This window comes from Pseudomonas sp. AA-38, from assembly GCF_029457475.1.
GTDB lineage: Bacteria > Pseudomonadota > Gammaproteobacteria > Pseudomonadales > Pseudomonadaceae > Aquipseudomonas.
The window spans coordinates 1,943,724-1,965,782 of the sequence record NZ_CP120359.1; the positions used below are offsets into that span (position 1 = coordinate 1,943,724).

General features: G+C 56.7%; 14 protein-coding genes and 2 pseudogenes. 10 read left to right on the plus strand and 6 right to left on the minus strand.

Translation table 11 applies throughout. The features are described 5' to 3' along the window. Genes PVE35_RS08925 through PVE35_RS08935 form a run of 3 tightly spaced genes read left to right on the plus strand, consistent with a single transcriptional unit; the run spans position 1 to position 6,424 of the window. The gene (locus PVE35_RS08925) at positions 1-651 is read left to right on the plus strand and encodes an anti-phage-associated DUF3780 domain-containing protein (RefSeq protein ID WP_123186566.1); all 651 of its coding nucleotides are present in this window, start codon (positions 1-3) and stop codon (positions 649-651) included. A gap of 11 nt (positions 652-662) precedes the next feature. After that, the gene (locus PVE35_RS08930; RefSeq protein WP_123186565.1) at positions 663-3,680 is read left to right on the plus strand and encodes an anti-phage-associated DUF1156 domain-containing protein; all 3,018 of its coding nucleotides are present in this window, start codon (positions 663-665) and stop codon (positions 3,678-3,680) included. An 11-nt stretch (positions 3,681-3,691) separates the two neighbouring features. Then, a complete protein-coding gene (locus PVE35_RS08935; protein ID WP_123186564.1) occupies positions 3,692-6,424 on the plus strand; it encodes a phospholipase D-like domain-containing anti-phage protein in 2,733 nt (910 codons plus the stop codon). Between the two features lie 112 nt (positions 6,425-6,536). Here the strand turns inward: PVE35_RS08935 and PVE35_RS08940 are convergent, their stop codons facing one another. The 6 genes and pseudogenes from PVE35_RS08940 to PVE35_RS08965 all read right to left on the minus strand — a co-directional run bounded on the left by PVE35_RS08940 (position 6,537) and on the right by PVE35_RS08965 (position 13,792). Further along, positions 6,537-7,658, minus strand: coding sequence for a site-specific integrase (locus PVE35_RS08940; protein WP_277374868.1), 1,122 nt, complete (start codon positions 7,656-7,658; stop codon positions 6,537-6,539). Between the two features lie 99 nt (positions 7,659-7,757). Continuing rightward, positions 7,758-8,513 carry an IS21-like element ISPpu7 family helper ATPase IstB gene (istB, locus tag PVE35_RS08945; RefSeq protein ID WP_230927319.1) on the minus strand — a complete coding sequence of 252 codons (756 nt, stop codon included), beginning with the start codon at positions 8,511-8,513 and terminating at the stop codon, positions 7,758-7,760. Positions 8,514-8,530: 17 nt separating this feature from the next. Further along, positions 8,531-10,044 (minus strand): annotated as a pseudogene (gene istA, locus PVE35_RS08950) (IS21-like element IS1491 family transposase). A gap of 204 nt (positions 10,045-10,248) precedes the next feature. Next, positions 10,249-10,572, minus strand: a pseudogene (locus PVE35_RS08955) (Arm DNA-binding domain-containing protein); the annotation flags it as partial. Positions 10,573-11,558: 986 nt separating this feature from the next. Beyond that, positions 11,559-12,539, minus strand: a complete 981-nt coding sequence (locus PVE35_RS08960) for an IS5 family transposase (protein ID WP_277372100.1) — start codon at positions 12,537-12,539, stop codon at positions 11,559-11,561. A 65-nt stretch (positions 12,540-12,604) separates the two neighbouring features. Then, positions 12,605-13,792 (minus strand): citrate synthase, encoded by a 1,188-nt coding sequence (locus PVE35_RS08965; protein ID WP_277374415.1) that lies wholly within the window; start codon positions 13,790-13,792, stop codon positions 12,605-12,607. Between the two features lie 133 nt (positions 13,793-13,925). Here PVE35_RS08965 and PVE35_RS08970 point away from each other — a divergent pair, with 133 nt between their 5' ends. From PVE35_RS08970 to PVE35_RS09000, 7 genes are all read left to right on the plus strand, one after another. Next, positions 13,926-15,269: a citrate:proton symporter gene (locus PVE35_RS08970; RefSeq protein ID WP_277374416.1), complete on the plus strand. Its 1,344-nt coding sequence runs from the start codon at positions 13,926-13,928 to the stop codon at positions 15,267-15,269. 87 nt (positions 15,270-15,356) lie between these two features. Beyond that, positions 15,357-16,757, plus strand: a complete 1,401-nt coding sequence (locus PVE35_RS08975; protein WP_277374417.1) for an OprD family outer membrane porin — start codon at positions 15,357-15,359, stop codon at positions 16,755-16,757. Positions 16,758-16,800: 43 nt separating this feature from the next. Beyond that, positions 16,801-17,811, plus strand: coding sequence for a phosphoglycerate dehydrogenase (locus PVE35_RS08980; RefSeq protein ID WP_277374418.1), 1,011 nt, complete (start codon positions 16,801-16,803; stop codon positions 17,809-17,811). 29 nt (positions 17,812-17,840) lie between these two features. Continuing rightward, positions 17,841-19,256: an acyclic terpene utilization AtuA family protein gene (locus PVE35_RS08985; protein WP_277374419.1), complete on the plus strand. Its 1,416-nt coding sequence runs from the start codon at positions 17,841-17,843 to the stop codon at positions 19,254-19,256. Continuing rightward, positions 19,249-19,557 (plus strand): DUF4387 domain-containing protein, encoded by a 309-nt coding sequence (locus tag PVE35_RS08990; RefSeq protein WP_277374420.1) that lies wholly within the window; start codon positions 19,249-19,251, stop codon positions 19,555-19,557. The genes PVE35_RS08985 and PVE35_RS08990 overlap by 8 nt, the downstream gene beginning before the upstream one ends. Before the next feature lie 107 nt (positions 19,558-19,664). Further along, positions 19,665-21,041: an MmgE/PrpD family protein gene (locus PVE35_RS08995; protein ID WP_277374421.1), complete on the plus strand. Its 1,377-nt coding sequence runs from the start codon at positions 19,665-19,667 to the stop codon at positions 21,039-21,041. An 88-nt stretch (positions 21,042-21,129) separates the two neighbouring features. After that, positions 21,130-22,047: a LysR substrate-binding domain-containing protein gene (locus PVE35_RS09000; protein WP_277374422.1), complete on the plus strand. Its 918-nt coding sequence runs from the start codon at positions 21,130-21,132 to the stop codon at positions 22,045-22,047. Positions 22,048-22,059 lie beyond the last annotated feature (12 nt).

Sequence of the window (22,059 nt, forward strand, 5' to 3'; positions counted from 1 at the left end):
ATGGCCAACGCAGTACGTAAAGAGGATTTAGGCATGGCTCGTTCCCCGAGTAAAACCATAAGTGGGGCCAAAAAACCCAAGGCTCCTGAGCGCCCGACCATCGGTTTTGGTGTGCCGGCCACTACTGACCCTCATCACTTTATGGTGGAGGTGCCCAAGAGCTCGACTGGCGCAGTTCGCATCATCGAAAGCCTCGGGCTGCAGGCTCAGGATCAGCAAACCAGCATCATCGAGCGCGTTGTGATTGAGCGCTCGCGCTGGACGGCGATTCGCAGTGAAGTTCAGCGCGCTTTCAATGTGCGCCTAAAGGAGCACAACCTGCGTGTCAGCGCTTGGAAGGTGGGCGATAACCCCGTGGATCGACTGCTTGGCAAAGAGCTTTGCGTACTGGCCTGGGCGGTTGAAGACATGAGCCCCGAGAAGATTCCAGTTGCAGTACGCAACTGGCTAGCCTTGCGCCCTGAAGAGCGCTGGTGGCTGTTCGGCATGACCGCCATGAGCACAGGCGGTGTGCATGACAGTAACAAGGGTTGGCGACTGGCTCTCCGGCACGCATTGGGCGATGTAGCGCAGACAGAACTATTCAAGCCGCAGGCTGTGAAATCCCGCAAACCAGATACTGAGCGTCCAACGCTGGGCCTGTTTGATTAAGGAAGACCGACATGACTGCAATGACACCTGTACAGCTGGTGCCTTTCTCTCTTAAGGATGCGCCCGCGCTGATCGAAACCGTATTCCCAGCACAAAAGGTGTCATTTGAGGCGCAGCGGGAGCGTAAGGCAAATCTTGGGCAGACACTCACCGGCCTAGGGTCCTACTGGAAAGGCCGCAAGCCCCTGATACTTGTTCGCTCGATTGTGCTTGGAAGCCTGCTGCCCCAAACCGACGATGCAGAGCAGGATCTTGAGTTGTTCGAAGCACTGATGGCATTTGATCTTCAGGGATTAGGTCGTCGCGCAGTGGCTCAAAACGCCCTTAAGCCAGCAGAAATTGCCAGGATAATTTCGCTAAGAAACCCTTGGGATTACTTCAGCTACAAGATCTTAGAAGGCAGTGATCTGCGAGAGGAGGATGTAGACCTCTGGTGGTTCCCCATGGAGGCTGAAGAGAAGGGCCTCAAATTGAGCTGGAAAAGGGGGATTAGTGATGCTGCAAAAGCAGACATTTACACACTGGCACTGGCAACCTTTCCAACTTATGAAGAGCGCTCGCTGCTTTGTAAACGCCCGGAAGAAGTTGATCAGGAGTTCCTATTAGCTCCCGTGTGGCTGAAAGTCAGTGAACGACTGGGGCGATTTGGGATAACCGCCGATTCAATGGAACAGCTCGTTGAGCAATTAGGTATTTTGCGCTACGGCCATCGACCCAAAGTGGGGGATACCTTCGCAGGGGGTGGATCCATCCCATTCGAGTCGGCTCGCATGGGATGTGATGTTTATGCTTCTGACCTCAACCCAATTGCCTGCATGCTCAACTGGGGCAATCTGAACATCATTGGTGCTACTCCGGAACGTCGCGCAGAGATCGAAGAGTCGCAGCGACTAGTGGCGCAGGCGGTAGACAAGGAAATTACAGCTCTTGGTATTGAGCATGACGCCCAAGGCAATCGGGCAAAAGCTTACTTATATTGCCTAGAGGCTAGATGCCCGGATACGGGTTGGATGGTGCCGCTCTCCCCAAGCTGGGTGATCTCAAAGCCGAATAGCGTGATCGCCACGCTTGTACCCGATCATCAATCAAAGCGCTTCAAGATAGAAATCAAAACTGGCGCAACAGCGGCTGAAATGAAGTCAGCTGACAGCGGCACTGTTCAAGATGGTCGCATGGTCTACTCCCTCGATGGTAAGACCTACTCCACCACCATCAAAACACTGCGCGGTGATTTCAGAACACCGTCAGGAGAAAATAGCAATCAGCTGCGCCGTTGGGAGAAAAGTGATTTCAAGCCGCGGCCTGATGATATTTTCCAAGAGCGTCTTTACGCTGTTCAATGGGTCAAGAAAACAACCCTTGAAAAGCCTCGCCAAGAGACATTCTTCGCGGCAGTTACCCCTGAGGATGAAGCGCGCGAGAGAAAAGTTGACGATTACGTTGCCAAACATCTTGCTACCTGGCAAATGCAAGGGTTGGTGCCCGATATGCCCATCGAACCAGGGGATAAAACTGATGAGCCAATTCGCACTCGCGGGTGGACATATTGGCATCACATGTTTAACGCTAGGCAACTACTGCAGTACTCGTTTTATTTCTCTCACCGTACGCCAGAAGACTACATCTTCAATGCTAAGTCGTTGGACTGGAACGCGAGAATCGCTAACTGGATGAACCATTGGGAGAAAACGAATAATGTTTTCTACAACCAGGCCCTGAACACTTTCTATAACTATGGCACACGCTGCTTCATGAGCCACGAAGCTGGGCGTTCATACCGTTTTGCAAGCGCTCCAACACCTGATGTCGAGGTCAAAATTAGAAGCCATGAGGCTTCCTCTCTGACTGAGACTTGCGACCTATTCGTTACAGATCCACCTTACGCTGATGCAGTTCACTATCACGAAATTACCGAGTTCTTTATCGCGTGGTTGCGCAAGAATCCACCCGCGCCTTTCAACGAGTGGACGTGGGACTCTCGACGCGCGCTGGCTATTAAAGGAGATGGTGACGATTTCCGACGCGGGATGATCGACGCTTATTCGGCCATGGCTAAACACATGCCGGACAACGGTATGCAGTGTGTGATGTTTACCCATCAAAGCACTGAGGTTTGGTCGGACATGGTGGGCATCTTCTGGGCGGCAGGGCTCCAGGTAGTGGCTGCTTGGTACATAGCTACAGAAACCAGTACTGAGCTTAAGAAGGGAGGATACGTACAGGGGACTGTGACGCTTATGCTGCGTAAGCGAAGTGCAGGCGAAAAAGTCGGCTTCAAGCAGCGCATTCTCCCTGCGGTTCGCAATGAAGTCGCGAGCCAGATCAAGCAGATGATGCACCTCAATGATGAGGTGGAAGCCCGGATGGGTGAGCCTGTGTTCAATGATGCCGACCTGCAGATGGCCGGCTATGCCGCAGCTCTGAAAGTTTTGACCGCCTACACCAAGATCGGTGAGACAGATGTCACCACGTTCGCCTTGCGGCCCCGTGTCAAAGGCGAGATCACCGTGGTGGATGAGATCGTCCAGCAAGCCTCCGAGGCAGCCAACAGCTTGTTGGTGCCTGAAGGGGTGGCGCTGGACACATGGCAAGCCATTGATGGCATTCAGCGCTTCTACTTGCGCATGCTGGATATGGAATCGGTCGGCGCCTCAAAGCTGGACAACTACCAGAACTTTGCCAAGGCCTTCCGCGTGAATGACTACACAAAAGTCATGGCCAGCATGACGGCCAATGGCTCGCGGTTGAAGCAAGTTGATGAGTTCGGCTCTCGTGAGCTAACCGATAGCACGGAAATTGGCCCAACCTGGCTGGGCCATCTGATCATCGCTATTCAGCAGCTGCTAGCTGAGGTCGAACCGCAATCAGTGGTCAAAACACTGATGGAGGATCTGCCTGACTACCTCGAAGTCCGTCCAAAGCTGATCGATCTGGTTCGCTTCTTGGAAAACAAGTCCCGCAATGAAGCTGTTCGCTCAGCCGCTGAGGTGCTTGTTGCTCGGATGCAAACGCAGCGGTTGGATTCCTGAGAGGCTAGGGCATGACGATCACCCGTTTGTCCTCACGCACCCATGCGCTGGATCAGAGTTTTCTCGCCGAGCATCTCAAAGGAGCTCGGCGCTATCGACGAATTGCCGGCTATTTCACTAGTTCGCTGTTTGAGGTTGCCGGAGAGCTGATCGATCAGATTCCCGAGGTGCAGATTGTTTGCAATGCGGACATTCAGGCAGATGACTTGCGGGTGGCCCAGGTGTGTGAGGCCAAGCTGCTGGGCAAGCTGAACGAACGCTCGGTCGAGATTGAATCGCTGCTGAATCGCGAACGCTACCAACGACTGGCCTCATTTCTGGAGAAACGTGGCCAGGTTATCCGGGTTGCGCCGGATAGCGCCTGTGGCTTTGTGCATGGCAAGGCTGGGGTGATCGATCTGGCAGATGGCCGCAAGCTAGGCTTCATTGGCTCAATGAACGAAACCAGCAGTGGTTGGCAGAGCCACTACGAAATCCTCTGGTCAGATGATTCCCCGGAGGGGGTCGCCTGGATCGAGGCTGAGTTTGATTACCTGTGGAATGCAGCCAAGCCCCTGCCGGAAGCGGTGTGCCGGGAGATTACTCGGCGCAGTCATCGTCATGAGGTATCCATCGAAGAGGTGGAAGAACCTGAGCAAATTGCCCCGGCTGCCTTGATCGAGTCACCGCTGTATCGCGAAGGGTTTTCTCTACAACCCTGGCAGCAGGGATTCGTCACCGAATGCCTGAAGCATTACCAAGAATATGGCTTTGTCCGTTTGCTGCTAGCTGATGAGGTCGGCTTAGGAAAAACACTTTCCATGGGCACGGCTGCATTGGCGTTATGCCTACTGGCCGAACAGAAAGGGCGGAGTAAGCCCGTTATCATCTTTGCACCGGCAACCCTCTGCGAGCAGTGGCAGACCGAGATGATGGACAAGTTGGGTATCCCCTGTGCGCGGTGGCAGACCCAGCAGAAAGCCTGGCTCGACGAGCAAGGACGAGCGATCTCTGCCGATGGCGCTGGCCATGTTGCAAACTGTCCGCTGAGGATCGGCATCATCTCAACCGGCCTGATGCTGCGCGACTCGCCGGAGAAGGCGCATCTGCTCGGACTCCGTGGCGGCTTTGGGCTGGTGATACTCGACGAAGCTCATAAGGCGCGCACCCGACAGGGAATGGGCAAGGATGCGGGCACACCGAATGAGCTATTGGCGTTCATCCGTGACATTGCTGCCCGTTCAGACCATGTGCTCCTTGGTACGGCAACGCCAATCCAGACTCGCCGGGAGGATTTATGGGATTTGGTCCGGGTTCTGCACCAGGGCAAAGGTAATTTCGTCTTGGGCGGAGATTTTTCAGAATGGCACAGACCCAAGGACATTATCCCGATCCTCTCTGGAGAAGAGGACGTCACGGATGCAGGTTATGCCTGGCGGTTGCTTCGTGCGCCTCTGCCAACAGTTAATTCAACTCAGGATAGCCAGGCGCGACGGCTTTACAGCTTGATTCGCCAGGATCTTGGGCTATCGCAGAGCGAGTGGCTTGGTGGCTCTTACTCCGAGCTGGGTGAGGATGCCCGTGAGGTACTGGAGGATGCGCTGGAGCGCCGTGTCGCTGGGGCTAGCTTCTTCCAGCGCGAGAATCCATTTGTGCGCCATGTCGTGCTGCGCAAACGTACCACGCTTGAAAATGAGGGGCTTCTCAAGGCCATTGGTGTGGACGTTCATCCTGACGCCGGACTGGTAAAGGATGTTCATCGCTTCCATGCATTGTTTGAGGGGTTGGCCCTGCGTTCTAGTGATGACTTCCGTGAGGCTTACAGCCAGGCTCGTGGCTTCGGCAAGGCTTTGGCAAGCAGCGGACGTGGAAGCGGCTTCATGAAGAACCTAATGGAGCAGCGCATCTGCAGCAGCATCGTCGCGGGGATCAACACGGCTACCAAACTGCTGGGCGGCGAGACGATCACTGAAGAAAGCGACGAGGGTGAGGTTTCGGTGCAAGTACAAAGCACCGATGAACAGCTGGCCCTGGAGCGGCTACTAGATCGCCTGAAGCGGGTCAAGGAAGATCCAAAACTTAAAGCAATCCTGCACTACCTAGAGAACGAGGGCTGGCGTGAGCTTGGCTGCATCATTTTCAGTCAATACTACGATACGGCCCGCTGGGTGGCTGAATCGCTCGCTGCACGCTACCCCGATGAGGCGGTAGGCCTGTATGCGGGGGCTGGTCGGAGCCGGCTCTATCGACAAGGTGACAGCGTGGCCATTGAGCGCGAAACACTCAAGCGCATGGTCGCAGACCGCAAGCTCCGCCTGATGATCGCTACCGATGCGGCCTGCGAAGGCCTCAACCTGCAGACGCTGGGTACGCTGATCAACGTAGACTTGCCATGGAATCCGACCAAACTCGAACAGCGCATCGGGCGCATCAAGCGTTTTGGTCAGACACGCGACAAAGTGGACATGCTCAACCTAGTAAACGAGCAGACGGTGGACGAGAAGGTCTACGACCGCCTTTCCGAACGCATGAAGGACCGCTTTGATCTGTTCGGATCGTTGCCGGACACCATCAAGGACGAATGGATTGACGACATCGAGCATCTGGGAGAATTGATGGATCAGTACATCAATGCCCAGAAACAGGAAACCGGCTTCGATCTGCGCTACAACGCCACCATGCGCCCAACCGATAACGACTGGCGCAGCTGCGCACAGGTCTTGTCACGTCGAGATTTTGAGACGCTGATGAGGAAGGGCTGGTGATTGCTAGCGGCACTGCCTAACAGGCAGCATGCCGGCACCACCTGCAACGATTAGTACGAGCATGCAGACGACACCGCATACGCCTTGGTTTTGCTTCATCAAACAGAGGCTGTTACCGAGTCTGGGCAGTACCTAATGCTCCGTTAGCAAGGATCAGCGATAGCTTCTCGCCCAACAGCCGCCAAGCCTCAGTTTTTTCCTTTGCATAGTCATGATGGAGATAATGCCGGCGTACCTTGGATCCTCCTAGCAGGTGGTTCTGGCAGCGATCAATGATCTCCAGTGTGACTCCCAGCTCTTGCATCATGGTCGCCCCAGTACGGCGCAGGTCATGTGGAGTCCACTCGCCCTTGGTGCCTTCACTCAGCACCAGTGAGTCGTCATTATGGCGGCCCGCTAAGGGCTTGCATCGGTTTTTAAAGCGACACTGTCGGTCTCCGATGAGCTTGCTGACCGTCTTGGTGTCGACGTGGTTTTTGCCATCCTTGCTGGGGAAGCAGAACAGAGTATTGCTGGTTTCTTTGTGCAGCCGTTTGAACTGCTCAAGAGCAAAGGGGGAGAGAAAGATGTGGTGATCTTGGCGCTTGCCCTTGTGCCCCTTGGTGGCCTCGGCCGGTATGAACCAAGTGCCTTTCTCCAGATCCACGTGGCGCCATTCAGACTTGAGCAGTTCGCCGATGCGGCAGAGGGTGCTCAGGCAGATCCATACGGCGCATTGCACGCGCGGATTAACTGGGCGGATGCCGGAGTATTTTTGGCCGGCGGGCAAGGCCTCGTAGTCACGCTCAAGGCGCTCGAAGATATCGCGCAGCTCGCGAATCTCATCTGGCGAAAGCAGGCGGTCGCGCTGTTCTTCGTAGTCGTGATCGAGCAGCTTGCTCACGTCGATCAGGTCGGCAGGATTGCCGTCCGCCATCAGGGTGCGCCACGGCTTACGTTTTTCTCCCCAGCGCAGCATCTGACCGATGTCCTTGCTGCGGATCACTACGGTACGGTTCAGGCCGCGTGCTTTAACTGAGCGTAGGACGGTGAGTAAATCTTTTTCTGTCAGGCTGCGAAGCGGCTTCTTACCAATCAGCGGCAGAACGTCCTTCTTGAAACTGCGGATCAGTTCAGCATTGCCATCCTGCCGAGAGACGCCGTCGCGTATCCATTCGTCAAACAGATCTGCCACTGTTTTGTTTTCTGCAGCTTCACGCTCAGCCTGCGGATTCCACGCCATCCGGCCACCCAGTCCGCTCTCATCTGGCCAGGCATTCCAGGGCCATCTGGCCACCTGTTCCACGGCCATCCGGCCGGGCAGTCGGAGCGCAGCGACGCAGGGGTGGCATTGTTAGTCTGGGTTGGCTGGCGTCGTCAATTTCTGCGTCCGTTTGCGCATTGATTCACCCTTCAGATTGATCCGATAAGCGTTGTGCACCAGGCGGTCGAGGATGGCATCGGCCAGGGTTGGATCGCCGATCAGTTCGTGCCAGTTGTCCACGGGCATTTGGCTGGTCACGAGGGTCGAGCGCTGGCCGTAGCGGTCGTCCAGTAGCTCCAGCATGTCGCGGCGCTGTTCGGCGGTGAACGGCGCCAGGCCCCAGTCGTCGAGGATCAGCAGGTCGGTCTTGGCGTAGCTGCTCATCAGCTTGGCGAAGCGCCCGTCGCCATGGGCCAAGCCCAACTCTTCCAGTAGGCGCGGCAGACGCAGGTAGCGCACGCTGTAGCCGTCCCGGCAGGCCTGGTGGGCCAGGGCGCAGGCCAGCCAGGTTTTGCCCACGCCGGTGGGGCCGCCGATGATCAGGTTGAGGCCGTCGCGTAGCCACTGGCCGCCGCTCAGTTGCAGGATCAGCGCCTTATCCAGCCCGCGCGGGCTGCGGTAGTCGATGTCTTCGAGGCAGGCGTTGTGCTTGAGCCGGGCCTGGCGCAGGCGGCTGCTCAGGCGCTTATCGTCGCGTTCAGTCAGCTCGCGGTCGACCAGCAGGCCGAGGCGTTCCTCGAAGCTCAGGCTGTCGATGTCCGGGGTTTTCAGTTGTTCGTTCAGCGCCTTGAGCATGCCGTGCAGGCGCAGGGTTTGCAGCTTGTCCAGGGTCGGATGGGGCAGCATGGTGAGTTTCCTTGGGTTCAGTGGTAGTAGCCGGGGCCGCGCAGGTTGGCGTGGTCGTCCGGCAGCAGCGGCAGGTTGGCTTGAGCCAGCGGCAGGCTTTCCAGGCCCTGGCACAGGATCGATTCGAGGCTCTTGTAGCTGCACGCGCCGAGGCTGAGGGCGCGTCGGCAGGCCAGCTCCAAGCGCACTTCGCCATGAGTCTTGCCCAGGCGCAGGATGCCCAGGCAGGCCCGGTAGCCCTGCTGCGGATGGATGCGCCGTTCGAGGATGTGCCGGATCACGCCGGCGGTGTTCGGCCCGGTCTGCTCGGCCCAGCGGATCAGCCGCTGCGGCGTCCACTCGGCATGCTCGCGATGGCTCTTGGGCATGTGCTCGGCCTGCGTGCTGTGCCTGCCCTTGTGCATTGAGCGCAGGTGGCTGGCCACTCGCTGGTTGGCGTGGAAACACTCGACGGTGCGCGCCGTCAGGCGCACCTCCACTGCTTCTTCACCAGTTGATACGGCACCGAGTAGTAATGCCCATCGACCTCGACGTGGTAGTCGATGTGCACCCGCGCCTTCTTCCACTCGGCGTAGACGTAGGGTTGCACCGGCAGGGGGCGCAGCGCCGGACGATCCAGGCTGTCGAAGGCCGTCTGGCGCGAGCCCGGCAGCTTCTTGAACGGGCGTTGGTTGAGCCGCTCCAGCAACACGGAGATGGCGCTGTTGAGTTCGTCCAAGGAGAAGAACTGACGGTTGCGCAGGGCCGCGAGGATCCAACGCTCGACCACCTGCACGCCGACTTCGGCCTTGGCCTTGTCGCGCGGTTTGCGTGCCCGCGCCGGCACCACCGCCACTCCGTAGTGCTCGGCCAGGTCGCGGTAGCTGGGGTTGATGTCCGGCTCGTAACGATGGGCCTTGCTTACCGCGCTGCGCAGGTTGTCCGGCACCACGATCTCCGGCACGCCGCCGAGGAAGGCAAAGCAGCGGGCATGGGAGCCTAGCCAGTCCGGCAGCTGCTGCGACCAGGTGGCTTCGGCGAAGGTGTAGCTGGACGCGCCGAGCACTGCGATGAACACCTGCGCCTGGCGGATCTCGCCGCTGTGGCGATCGATAACCGGCACCGTCTGGCCGGCATAGTCGACGAACAGCTTCTCGCCGACGCGGTGCTCCTGACGCATCACCACGTCCAACTTGCCCTGCCAGGCTCGGTAATGCTCACAGAACCAGCTGTACTGAAAGCCCTGCGGCTGGCTCAGGCGGTACTCCTGCCAGAGCAGCGCCAGGGTCACCCCGGGGCGGCGCAGTTCGGCATGCACCCATGCCCAATCGGGTAAAGGCCGCTTCTCGCTGGCAACCGCCGGGGCCGGCGGGAACAGTTGCTGCTCCAACTCGGCATCGGACAACGAACAGGGCCAACTGAGACCACTGGCGGCAAAACGATTGAGGTAGTCGCCGACGGTGACACGACCGACCTGCACGCTGACCGCAATCTGGCGAGCTGATAGTCCGACCTCGAACTTGAGACGTAGTACTTCGCGAATCTTACGCATGGATAAACGCTCCACGACGACCTCTCTGCTTCGAAAAAGAGGTCGATGGTAGTGAAGAAATCCTGCGTAGCTGCCTGCCCGGTTGAGTGGCCGGATGGCCGTGGAATCAGTGGCCGGATGCGCGTGGAATGGGTGGCCGGATCAGCGTGGAATCGGTGGTCAGATGTTCATGGAATGGGTGGCCAGATGACCGTGGAATCCGCACTCAGCCTCAGCAATAGTGGCGGCAACCGCAGCTTGTGCCTCGATCCGCGCTGCTTTGGCGGCAAGAGTAGGGTGCAAACCTTTCGTAACAAGGGTCCTGGCTTCGTCTCGCTCAGATCGGATTTGCGCCAAGCTTTTCTTCGGCCAGATGCCCAACCGCTTTCGGGTTCTGGAACCATCTAGTTTGAATTCATAGCTGAACTGAACCGTGACCCCACGCACGCCAGCTCGCACCTCGGCAACCAGTCCGCCATCCTCTCGGAAGACCTTTCCATGATCTTCGGCAGTGAAAGCCTCCAGTTGTTTGATCGTCAGCTTGGCCACTCTCTACCCCTAGTAAATTTTTTCGCGTCCGAATTTTGTGCCACTTTTGTGCCACCGAAACGCTTGGCTGGTGGTGGATGATAGTGGACGTTACAGGAAGGTAAAATAACCTGAAAGTCCCGTAAATACTAGGTTTTGCGTTGTTTGTGGTTGTCCGTGGTGATCTATGGAAATCCACTAAATAAGCGCATGGGGTGCAAGGGGTCGAGTGTTCGAATCACTCCGTCCCGACCAAAAAACCCTAAAAAATCCAGTCACCGCCAGGTGACTGGATTTTTTATGGGCGTGTGTTTTGCGTTGTTGTCTAATTTTGTGCCACTTATTTGTGCCGCCGGGATTTTTGCTGCTATCGAGCCTGATGCTGGCTAGCTATCTGTCGTAAGGGATGATTAATGAAGACGACTGATCGCAACGCTGTATTTGGCTGTCGTCGCGCCTGCTGAATAACTACGCCCGGTATGGGCAAGCCTGCGGCCTGTCGTTACTGCTCTTGGATTTCAACGGGCGGCCGTTGGATTTCTTTCAGTAAATCGATGAATGTTCGGAGTACAGCTAGCACCTGCCTATGACCGGATTAGTAAAGCGCTAGCCGGCTCTGCGGGGCACCAATCCCTCAAGACGGTCTCAAGTAGCCCGTCTTCAATAGCTATTTCGGCACAAAAATCTGGAACATAGGCGATGCCCTGTAGCTGGCACGAATCTATTGCACAGATTGATGATTCGTAAATCTGTACAGAAATCGTCAATAGAAGTTCTAGCTATGTAACCATGTTGCGCCAGCGGTCAAGCGCCTGGCAGAGCTCAGGCGCAGCGTCGGAAAATGGAGGGAGCACGCCTTAGGGAAGGTCTGAAATAGGCCGCTATTTCTGGCCGACTTCGGCCACTGCCGATTTTGAAAGAGTCCATCTGATCGAAAATGCTCAGATAACCCGCTTGTTTCTCCGTTTCTGACCTCCGCAATCAACCTGCGGAGGCCATTTTCCACATTACAGACGCACCTCTCCTGCACCCACCAACAAATATCGGCGTGCCATCCACAGGTTCGACAGAGCGAATAACGTCACCATCTGGACGGTGTTCTTCGCCAAGCCACGAAACCGCACCTTGGTGTAACCAAACTGGCGTTTGATCACCCGGAACGGGTGCTCAACCTTCGAGCGGGTCTGCGCTTTGGCTTTCTCGAGGCTGCGGTATGCCTTGTACAGTGCACTTTTCTTGCCGTGCTTTTCGTACGTGCTGCGCCGAGCCGCGATCTGCCAGATGACCTGGCGCCCCTCATGCTCCTCGCGCTTCTCGACGCCCGTATAACCGGCGTCAGCCGCCACCATGTTCTCTTCGCCATGCAGCAGCTTGTCCACCTGGGTGACGTCCGCAACATTGGCGGCTGTGACATGGACGTGGTGCACCAACCCCGACTCCACATCGACCCCGATATGTGCCTTGGCACCGAAGTAGTACTGGTTGCCTTTCTTGGTCTGGTGCATGTCGGGATCGCGTTTGCCTTCCTTGTTCTTGGTCGAACTGGGTGCATGAATCAGCGTGGCATCGACGATGGTGCCTTGACGCAAGGACAGGCCACGGTCGCCCAGGTAGCCATTGATGACACCGAGAATGCCGACAGCCAGGTCATGCTTCTCCAGCAGTCGACGGAAATTGAGGATGGTCGTTTCGTCCGGGATACGCTCCAGGCTCAAGCCTGCGAATTGGCGCAGAATGGTCGTTTCATACAGGGCCTCTTCCATTGCAGGATCGCTGTAGCCGAACCAGTTCTGCATCAGGTGTACCCGCAGCATAGCCATCAACGGGTAGGCCGGCCGACCGCCTTCACCTTTGGGATAATGCGGCTCGATCAGTGCCACCAACCCCTTCCAGGGCACAACCTGATCCATCTCGATCAGGAACAGCTCCTTGCGGGTCTGCTTACGTTTACCGGCGTATTCGGCGTCGGCGAAAGTCATTTGCTTCATTGAGAAACTCGGGCAACGGGATTGGCCTATTTCACCAGAAACGGGAGGTCTTCTTCAGACTTTCCTTAGCTCGGAAGCTTTCCTGTGTAATTGGCCCGTTGTCTGGCTACGGGGAGCTGGCATTGCTCGCTGGCGTGAGCGATCCAGCCTATCGCCCTGGCGATTCCAGCCAGCGCCAGTTCTTCACCGATCAGGTTACATTTCCTACCTACGAAGCTGGCCAATAGAACGAATTCTGGTGGTTTGCCTACGAGTTCTTCAGCCACTTGCGCCGCCTTCTGCAGATTCCGGAATTCCGGGTCAGCCTCGAAGACGTCGATCATGGCAGCCATCAGGTTAGCGACGCGAGGATCCGCATCCTTGTGGGTGGAATGATTGAATCCCGGAATCTCACCGCTCTGACTGAAGTACTGCAGCAGCACCGGAATGGGATCCTTGGCTATGCATATCTCGGCGAGAAGTCGGCTGGCCGCCTGATGCCTGCTATAGGCGGTCCGCCTACCCTGGTAAGTCGTAAGACCCGCTATTGCGGCGTAGTAGGGTGTAACCCCAGTTCGCGCTGCTGCCCTGACGCTATAGGTGCAATGATCGAACTCGTGATCGATGAACAGCACCAGAAGACGCCTGAGAAGATCCTGAAGGGCCGGATCGACGCCCAGCCCTTGGCAAAGGAATTCGTGGAGTGGCTGGGCACTTGGCACGCCGTGGCCCACCAGAAGGGACGCCAGGATGCGCACCACGTCGGCCCCCGTTCGTGCATACGCATCAGGGGATAGGTCGAAGGAGCGAGGATTGACCCGTTCAACCAGCGGAAAAAGCGCAATGGCCTTTTCGGACACAGTCATGTGCTGATATAGCCCGAGCAGAGCTGGAGTACTCTCCGGCATTACAGGTAAGGCTTTGGAGAAAGCTCCTGGGGACTGCCAGATCAACTCCGCCGCTTCTTCCAGTGTCGCGTGATCGGCCAACTCGGTAGCACTGACGCCTCGATAGTAGACGCCATTGTCTGTCAGGAGGGTGATAGCACTGCTCTGAATACCCAGCCCAAGCTCGGGTTGCTGCGTAGCGCTGCCGCGCTGCTCCCCTTTGGCCAGTCGCTCGATATCCGCTGCCCAGTAACGACGCTTTCGAGACCCTTCCACCTTTACGGAGCGGATGTTTTTCCGGCTGACGTAGGCATAGAGAGTTGGAAGGTTCACAGCGAGACGTTCTGCTGCCTGCTCGGCTGTCATGTAGAGATGGTCGTCGCTCATGGGGTGCGCTCGCCAGTGGATTCGTTACTGCAAAGAGGTGTGTGCGCTTATAGCACACGTTAATTTTTAATGTAAATATGAACTAAATAAATCAAGATTTACTACATATCTATCAATGTGTACCGTTTCGGGCGTGGTCACCAGTCAGGTGGATCGCATTTCTAACAATAAGAAGGGCACCGATATGGCTTGGATAGGTTTCGCGATGGTCACTACGTTCATGGTCCTGATCATGACCAAGCGATTGTCTGCGGTAGTTGCGCTGATTCTCGTCCCCGTGGCGTTCGGACTGTTCGCTGGTCTGGGAAGCGAAATGGGCGGCATGGTGATGGATGGGATGCGACAAATCGCACCGATCGCGATCATGCTGGTTTTCGCCATACTTCTTTTCTCCATCATGTATGACGCAGGCCTGTTTGAACCGGTGGTCAAGGTGATCACCCGTTTCTCGGGGCATGATCCGCTGCGCATCAGTCTGGCAACCGCTTTTCTGGGGGCGCTGACTTCTCTCGATGGTGACGGCACCAGTACCGTGCTCATCGTGGTGACGGCTTTTCTACCCGTTTACCTGCGTATTGGCATGAATCCACTGATCATCGCGCTGCTCATCCTGCTTACCAACACGATGATCAACATCATTCCCTGGGGCGGGCCTACCGCTCGCGTGGCCAGTGCCTTGCATCTGGATGTCATGGATGTGTTCGTCGGGCTGATTCCTGCCGCGGCGCTGGGGCTCGTCTATGCCGCGGGTATGGCATGGTGGCTGGGGATCAGGGAGCGCAAGCGCTTGGGGTGGCAGCCCGGCAAGAACATGCTTTTGATGGAGGCCGAGGTGGAACTGCCGGAGGTGGATCGCAGGCACCAGCGACCGAAGCTGGTATGGGTCAACCTCGCGTTGATGCTGTTGATGGCTGCGGCCATGGGCACTGGTCTGGCGCCGCTGCCGGTGGTGATGGTGGTCACCTTCGCCCTAGCACTGGTGATCAACTATCCACGACTTGCCGAACAGAAGAGACGGATCGCCGCGCACGCCGAAAATGCCGTGACAGTCGCCACGCTGATCTTCGCCGCGGGGGTTTTCACCGGGGTACTGACGGGGTCGGGCATGGTCGATGCGATGTCGCAAGCCTTTGTTTCGATCATCCCGGACTCGGCGGGCAGCCAAATGGCGCTGATCACGGCCTTCGCTTCGCTGCCATTCACCTTCTTCATGTCCAACGACGCGTACTTCTTCGGCATCGTGCCAATTCTGGCAGCAGCCGGCGCTGAGTATGGCGTCGATCCGCTGCATATCGCTCGGGCGTCGATGCTCGGCCAGCCCGTTCATGCGCTGAGTCCCTTGATTGCCCCCATCTACGTGCTGGGCGGCTTACTCAAGCGAGAAGTTGGTGATCTTCAGAAATTTGCCTTGGTCCCGGCCATTGGCGCTTCTCTGGTGTTCATTCTTGGCGCCTGTATGACTGGCGCAATTATCTAATAGTTTGAGTTACAGCGTTTTATTGTGCGGCTGCGATTGGCAGTCGCAGTGAACTCCTGCGTCAAAAATAAATAAAAGGAACAGGAAGTGAACAATAAGAATACTGTCTTTCTGCTGAGTTCTTCTCTGCTGTTGCTGACTGCTGGTAGTGCCTGTGCTTCAAATATCCATGACTACAACAGAACGAATAACGAAGGTAAATTCAATGTGTATGTGCGGGCTGTTCATATCGATACCCGGATAAAAAACGAACTGATCGAGGATCGTTTTGGAGGTTTTCCGTTTGGTGAGCGGCTGGGCGGTACTGCGCTGGGTTTGGTGGCGGATTATAACTCTGGTTATTGGCGCGACAGTATCGGCTTCGATGCTTCTTTTTATGGCGTGGCCAAACTCGATGCTCGTCCGGAAAACCGGGATCTATTTGACGACACTTCGGGCGACAGCGAAGGGTTCGCGAAACTGGGTCAGGCCAATATCAAACTCCGTCATGCTGGGGAGAATTGGTCAGCATTGCTTCAAACCGGTCGCGGACGGTTCGATGCGGGTACGGTGGTGACGCTTGACACCAGGGCAGTACCTGGGAGTTTGCAGGGTGCAAGGGGTCAGATTCAGGTCGATGGTTTGGATATCGGGCCGCTGCCTGGTGTGCTGAGCGTCGATGGCGCCTATTTCAACAGAGTATCCCCACGAGACAGGGAAGACTTCGAGCATATTCGAAGTAACGGTGGCCTCGAGATCGATGACATCAAGACATTCAGCATCGGTTACGACGCCAAGTTATTTGCCTTGAAGTTTGCTCAGGGCGTGGCCAAGGAGTTCAACCGTAACACCAGTTATACCTTGACGCTCCGCGCACCGCTGGGCGAGCGAGGTGGTGCAATTCTCGAAACGCAATATTACGACTTTCGCCGCGATGGCGATGTCTGGGAGCGTGATTGGTTGAGCGGTGATGCCGCTTATGACAACAAGGCCAATTGGCTGAATGTCAATCTGGGGCTGGAAATTGATCACTGGAGCTTTGGTCTGTCTTATTCAAAAACCCGAGCTGAATTGAGCAACGGCATGCTGGGCTATGCCTTCTTCGATCACGGTGAAAACGTCGATGGCCTGATGGATGCTTGGACGCGCTCGGGCAATGACTTCAATAATGATGGTGAAAAGACTTGGCAGTTGGCAGGGAAGTATGAGTTCGATGGGAAGTCCATTGCTGGAATCCCGCTGGATGGATTCAACGTCATGGCCATTTTCAAGCGCGGCCGCTTCGATGCAGATGATCCTTTTTCCGGGATGCGTACAGATGTGCGTGAAAGTCAGGCAGAGTATCGACTCAACTATCGATTTGAAGAACAGGATTATCAGGGGATGTCGGTCGGTGTGATCTATACCCGCTACTGGATTGATCAAAACTTCGTTGCACTTGTGTCCGCTCAACCCAATAACGTGGTGAACGGTAAAGAGCTCAGGATGTACGTCGACTACGCATTCTAGTTCGATGGTACTTGGTAAATGATCAGTTGAAATGGTGAGTTCCGTGTCGAGAGATAAAAGGTTGGTGGTTGTAACTCCGAAGTTTTTTGACGATGCGACGATCAGCTTCCTGGAAGACCATGGCTGTTCGGTAGTTCTAGCGAAACTGCCAGATGGCAAAGCGGATGCCGCAGCGACAGAGGAGGAACTGGTTTCAGTGCTCGCTGATGCCGACGCATGGATCGTTGGTCATGCCAATGTGACCTTGAGTCTTCTCCAAGCTCTGCCGAGGCTCAAGGTCATCGCTCGCCGAGGCGTGGGCTATGAACGGGTCGATGTCGATGCGGCGCAGAAGACGGGAAAGGTCGTCACCATCGCTGCTGGTGGTAACGAAGAGAGTGTCGCGGATCGCACGTTGGGGTTGATGCTTGCCACGGCTCACCGCTTCCGCGAGTCCCAGCAACAGCTGATAGATGGGCCCGGTTCGATTCTGATCGGTCATGACCTATACGGCAAAACGGTCGGATTGGTCGGTCTTGGTCGTATTGCCCAGCATGTCGTCCGGCGTTTGAGAGCTTTCGAAACAACCATTCTGGTTTCGACGCCTCGACCGACCTGCACTTATGGCAAGGCGATGAATATCGAATATGTCGACCTGGATGTGCTGCTGCAACGCAGCGATTTCGTTTCACTTCACGCGCCATTAACACCCGCTACAAACCACCTTATCGATGCCACCGGACTAGCGCGGATGAAAAACAGCGCGTTTCTCATCAATACCGCTCGCGGCGGCCTCGTTGATGACCGCGCACTGTTGGCGTCGCTCAAGGAAGGTCGAATTGCGGGGGCCGGGCTCGATGTCTTTGAAAGTGAATCCGAGCTGGGTTTGGCCTGGGTGACGAACGAGTTGGTACGCCTGCCGAACGTGATTGCCACTCCTCATTCCGGTGCCTCAACCCATGAAGGGCTTCAGCGCACCAATTTAGTTGCGGCCAACTGCGTCGTAGCCGTGCTTGGTGGAGAACAGCCTCCTGCGGGCTGTCTGGTTGCCAGTTCGGCTTACTCCGTTTCTTGAGATCAATACTTAGTTGTAGAGAGGGCTTTATGAGTCAGCCAATAAAAGACGCAATCAAAATAATCGTGCCCTGCGGGTCATTGGGTGCAGGTGTTCGTGAGGAGGAAATTACCTACGGATTGGAGCAGGGTGCTCAGGCCATTGCGACGGATGCCGGATCGACCGATAGCGGTGCCGCCTATCTGGCGTTGGGCAAGTCGAAGAACAATCGAGGTGCCGTCAAGCGGGACCTGACGATTCTGATGCGAGCGCAGGCTGCTACAGGCGTACCCATCATCATCGGAACGTCTGGCCAGGCGGGGGGCGATCTCAATTTGGCCTGGACGCGCGACATCGTGCTCGAGGTTGCGCGAGAGCTGAATGTCGCACCGAAGTTGGCGATGATCCATTGCGAGCAGGACAAGGCCACTCTCAAGCAGCTGAACGCTCAAGGGCGCATCACTGCGCTTGCGCCATCGAAGCCTCTGGACGATGCAACGATCGACGCCTGCGAGCATATCGTGGCCGCTCTGGGGGTTGAACCTTTCGTGGCAGCTCTGGAAAGCGGCGCGGACATCGTTCTTGCCGGCCGTGCGACCGATACAGCCGTTATTGCCGCCTTTCCCATCTGGAAGGGTGCGCCATGGGGGCCTTCATGGCATGCGGGGAAGACCGCGGAGTGTGGCCTGCAATGCGCAGAGAATCCTGTCGCCGGTGCTGGTGTGCTGCTGAGCATCGACAACGATGGATTCAAAGTCGAGCCGCTCAGCCTGAACAATCGCTGCACGCCGGAAAGCGTATCGGGGCACATGCTGTACGAAAACAGTGACCCTTATCGTCTCATCGAACCCGGTGGCGTTCTGGATGTAACCCAGGCCGAATACCGCATGTGCAGTGAGAGGGCGGTCAGGGTGACGGGATCCCGCTGGGAACCTAAGCCGTACACCATGAAGCTGGAGGGCGCCGCGGCGGGGCAGTATCAGACGATCATGCTGGTAGGGGTACAAGACCCTGACGTGCTGGCCGATATCGACGGTTTTCACGACCGCTTGCTCGAGGCGCTTTACGCGCGAACGCGTCAGTGCATCCCGGCCGAGGAACTCGGCGAATTCCATATTTCGCTGCGTATGTACGGCTGGAATGCCGTCACCGGGATGAAGCCTCCTGCTGGTACACCTACGCCACCGGAGCTGGGAATTCTCTTCGTGGCCACCGCCGATACTCAAGAGCTGGCCAACTCAATTGCCCACGCCTGTAATCCCTATTTCTTCCACTACCCCAGCATCATGGGCAAGGAATTGCCTTCGTATGGATTTGCTTTCACCCCTGCCGATATCCCGCGTGGCCAGATCTACGAGTTCAAGCTGAACCATGTCGTGAAACTGGATGACCCCTTCGAGTTGATCAGCACCGAATGGCTGGACATGGCTGGCGAAGTCAAGAACGAGGAGCACCACAATGCCTAAACTGCGCGAAGTCTGTCGTTACATCAGGTCGAAACAGGCCGGACCTTTCTGGATCACTTTCGACATCTTCTTTGACGGTCGTAAAAACTTCGATCGTTACCATGACAGCGACGCGCTGTCGGTAGAGGCGTTTGCCCAGCTATACGGAGCTGATGCCGCCTTGGTGAAACGCATCCCTGTTCCTCAGCTCGATATGGTCAAGATTTCCTACCCCAGGCAAACCCCGCAAGGGGGAATGGTCGAGCGAGACATGCATGCCGGGCAACAGTACGTCCGTCTGCTGGATGTCGTCGTCGAGTAACCGGCTAGACCACCCCGTTCCCGCTGGGGCGGGAGTCAGCCGGACATTTATTTCTCGCCTCGAACAGGGGGGCGGGCGCCCCTTTTTGTTCGCTTAACGAGGATGCGATGTCAAACGTTACTCTTGCCCGGCGCATGGCTGAGTATGCCTACGAATTTCCAACCAGCGGATTTCCGAACGATCTGATTGCAGTCGTGCGTAATCGAGTTCTGGACAGTCTCGCTTGCATCCTTGGGGCCTATGATGCGAATCCAGTTCAGGCATGCCTGGCATACGCGGCATCGGTACCCGGCTATTCGAGTGTCTTCGGGACGTCGCTGCAAACAACGCCAGAATGCGCGGCTTTCGCCAATGGCGTCATGGTCCGCTTTCTGGATTACAACGATGGCTACATGGGGCTCGAGCCAGGGCATCCGAGTGACAACATCCCGGCCTGCATCGCGGTTGCCCAGGCAGAGCAGGCTGATGGACAAGCCCTGATCGCGGCGATCATCCTGGCCTACGAAATTCAGATGCGCTTGCAGGATGCTGCGAGTCTGAACAAAAAGGGCTGGGATCACGTCAACTACATCAACGTGTCGATGGCAGCCGCCGCCGCCAAATTGATGAAGCTTGACGCTCGACAGACCGAGCAGGCCATCAACATCTCACTCAGCGGGCATCTGGCGATGCGGCAGGTCCGATCTGGAGCACTATCGGACTGGAAAGGATGTTCCGCCGCAAACGCAGCACGCAACGCGATATTCGCCGCCCAGATGGCGCGGCACGGAATGACTGGCCCAGCGCCTGTTTTCGAGGGCGATATGGGATTCTTCAACCAGGTTACGGGCGCGTTCTCGTTGGAAGTCGATGCATTTGCCACATGCGTCAACGGGGACTTTGCCATCAAGCGCTCCCTGACCAAGACGTTTCCTACCAACGGCGAACTGCATACGGCCGTCTGGGCAGGAATTGAGCTCAGCAAGCGTCTGGATGACCTGTTCGCTATCGAGTCCATTCGGATCGAAACATCCGAATTCAACAAGCGGGTCCTGGCTGACGGTGCTGAAAAATGGCGACCTCAGACGAGAGAAACTGCTGATCACAGCCTGCCTTACAACGTCGTTCGTGCGCTGATCGATGGAGACATCACCATCGAATCCTATTCGATGAAGAAGATTACCGATCCACTGGTCGCCACACTCATGGCGAAGACGACCGTCTTCGAGGATCCAGCCATTACCCGGCTCTTTCCCAGGCATTTGGCCAATCGGGTGACGCTTACCTTGTGTAGCGGAGAAGTCCTTGTCAGCGAGGTGCTTAGCGGTCCGGGATCTGTCGAGACACCCATGACCACGGAGGACTTCGAGAGCAAGTTCAGGAAAATGGCTGCTGCGCATCTGCCGGAGAGCGCTCAGCAGGCCGTCCTGGCATTCGTGTCCGATCTTGAACGGCAGCAGGACTTCGAGGCCGTTTTCGCTGCGATGGTTAAGCCGCGCGTTTAGCAGGAGGGGAAGCACGGCCGCTGACAGCGACGGGCGTAACTCACAACCGCTCCATGCACATGTATTGGTAAGGCATAGATAGGCCAGAATGACCACCAGGAGCACCTCCCCATTACCCGAGGATTTACGGGTCTTCCTCGCCGTCATCCGAAAGTCCAGCTTCGCCGCCGCGGCACAAGAGCTTGGCGTGTCACCAGCTTTCATCAGCAAGCGAATTCGTATCCTGGAAGAAACGCTGCAGGCGCGACTTCTGCACCGTAGCACGCGGTTCATAGCGCTGACCGAAGCAGGGGAGAAGACGCAACGCTGGGCGACTCGTTTTCTCGACGAGATGGATGATTTCGTCAGCGAACTGACGACGGTGCGGCAGATCCCGCGAGGCTTGTTGCACATCTGCAGCAGTTTTGGATTTGGCCGCAATCATGTCGCGCCTGCGGTCGCACAGTTGTCATCCGCCTATCCGGAGCTCGAGGTACGTCTGGATGTCTTTGATCGGGTCGTCGACCTCGTCGCCGAGGGGTTCGACCTCGAGATCCGTATTGGAGACGATCTTCCAGGGCATCACATCGGCCGCAAGCTGGCCAGCAATCAACGAGTGCTTTGCGCAACGCCCGCGTACCTGCAGAAGCGTGGTCTTCCCACGACAATCAGCGAGCTCGCTCTCCACGACTGCTTGGTCATCAAGGAGCGCAGCGATCCATTCGGCGTATGGCGGCTGAATACCGCTGAGCGTGAAGAGATCGTCCGAGTCGGCAGCAGGTTATCGTCGAACAATGGCGAAATCGTTCTTCAATGGGCATTGAATGATCTGGGCATTATCCTGCGCTCGCTGTGGGACGTTCAGCCGTTGCTGGAGCAGGGCAGGCTGGTTCGTGTGCTGCCGGAGTACATGCAGAGCGCGAATGTCTGGGCTGTGTACCCGACCCGATTGGCTGACTCTGCCAAGCTTCGTGTCTGCGTGGAGTTTCTGCAGCGCTACTTCGCAATGACGCTTCTGGGCGGCTGATGCCGCTTTGCC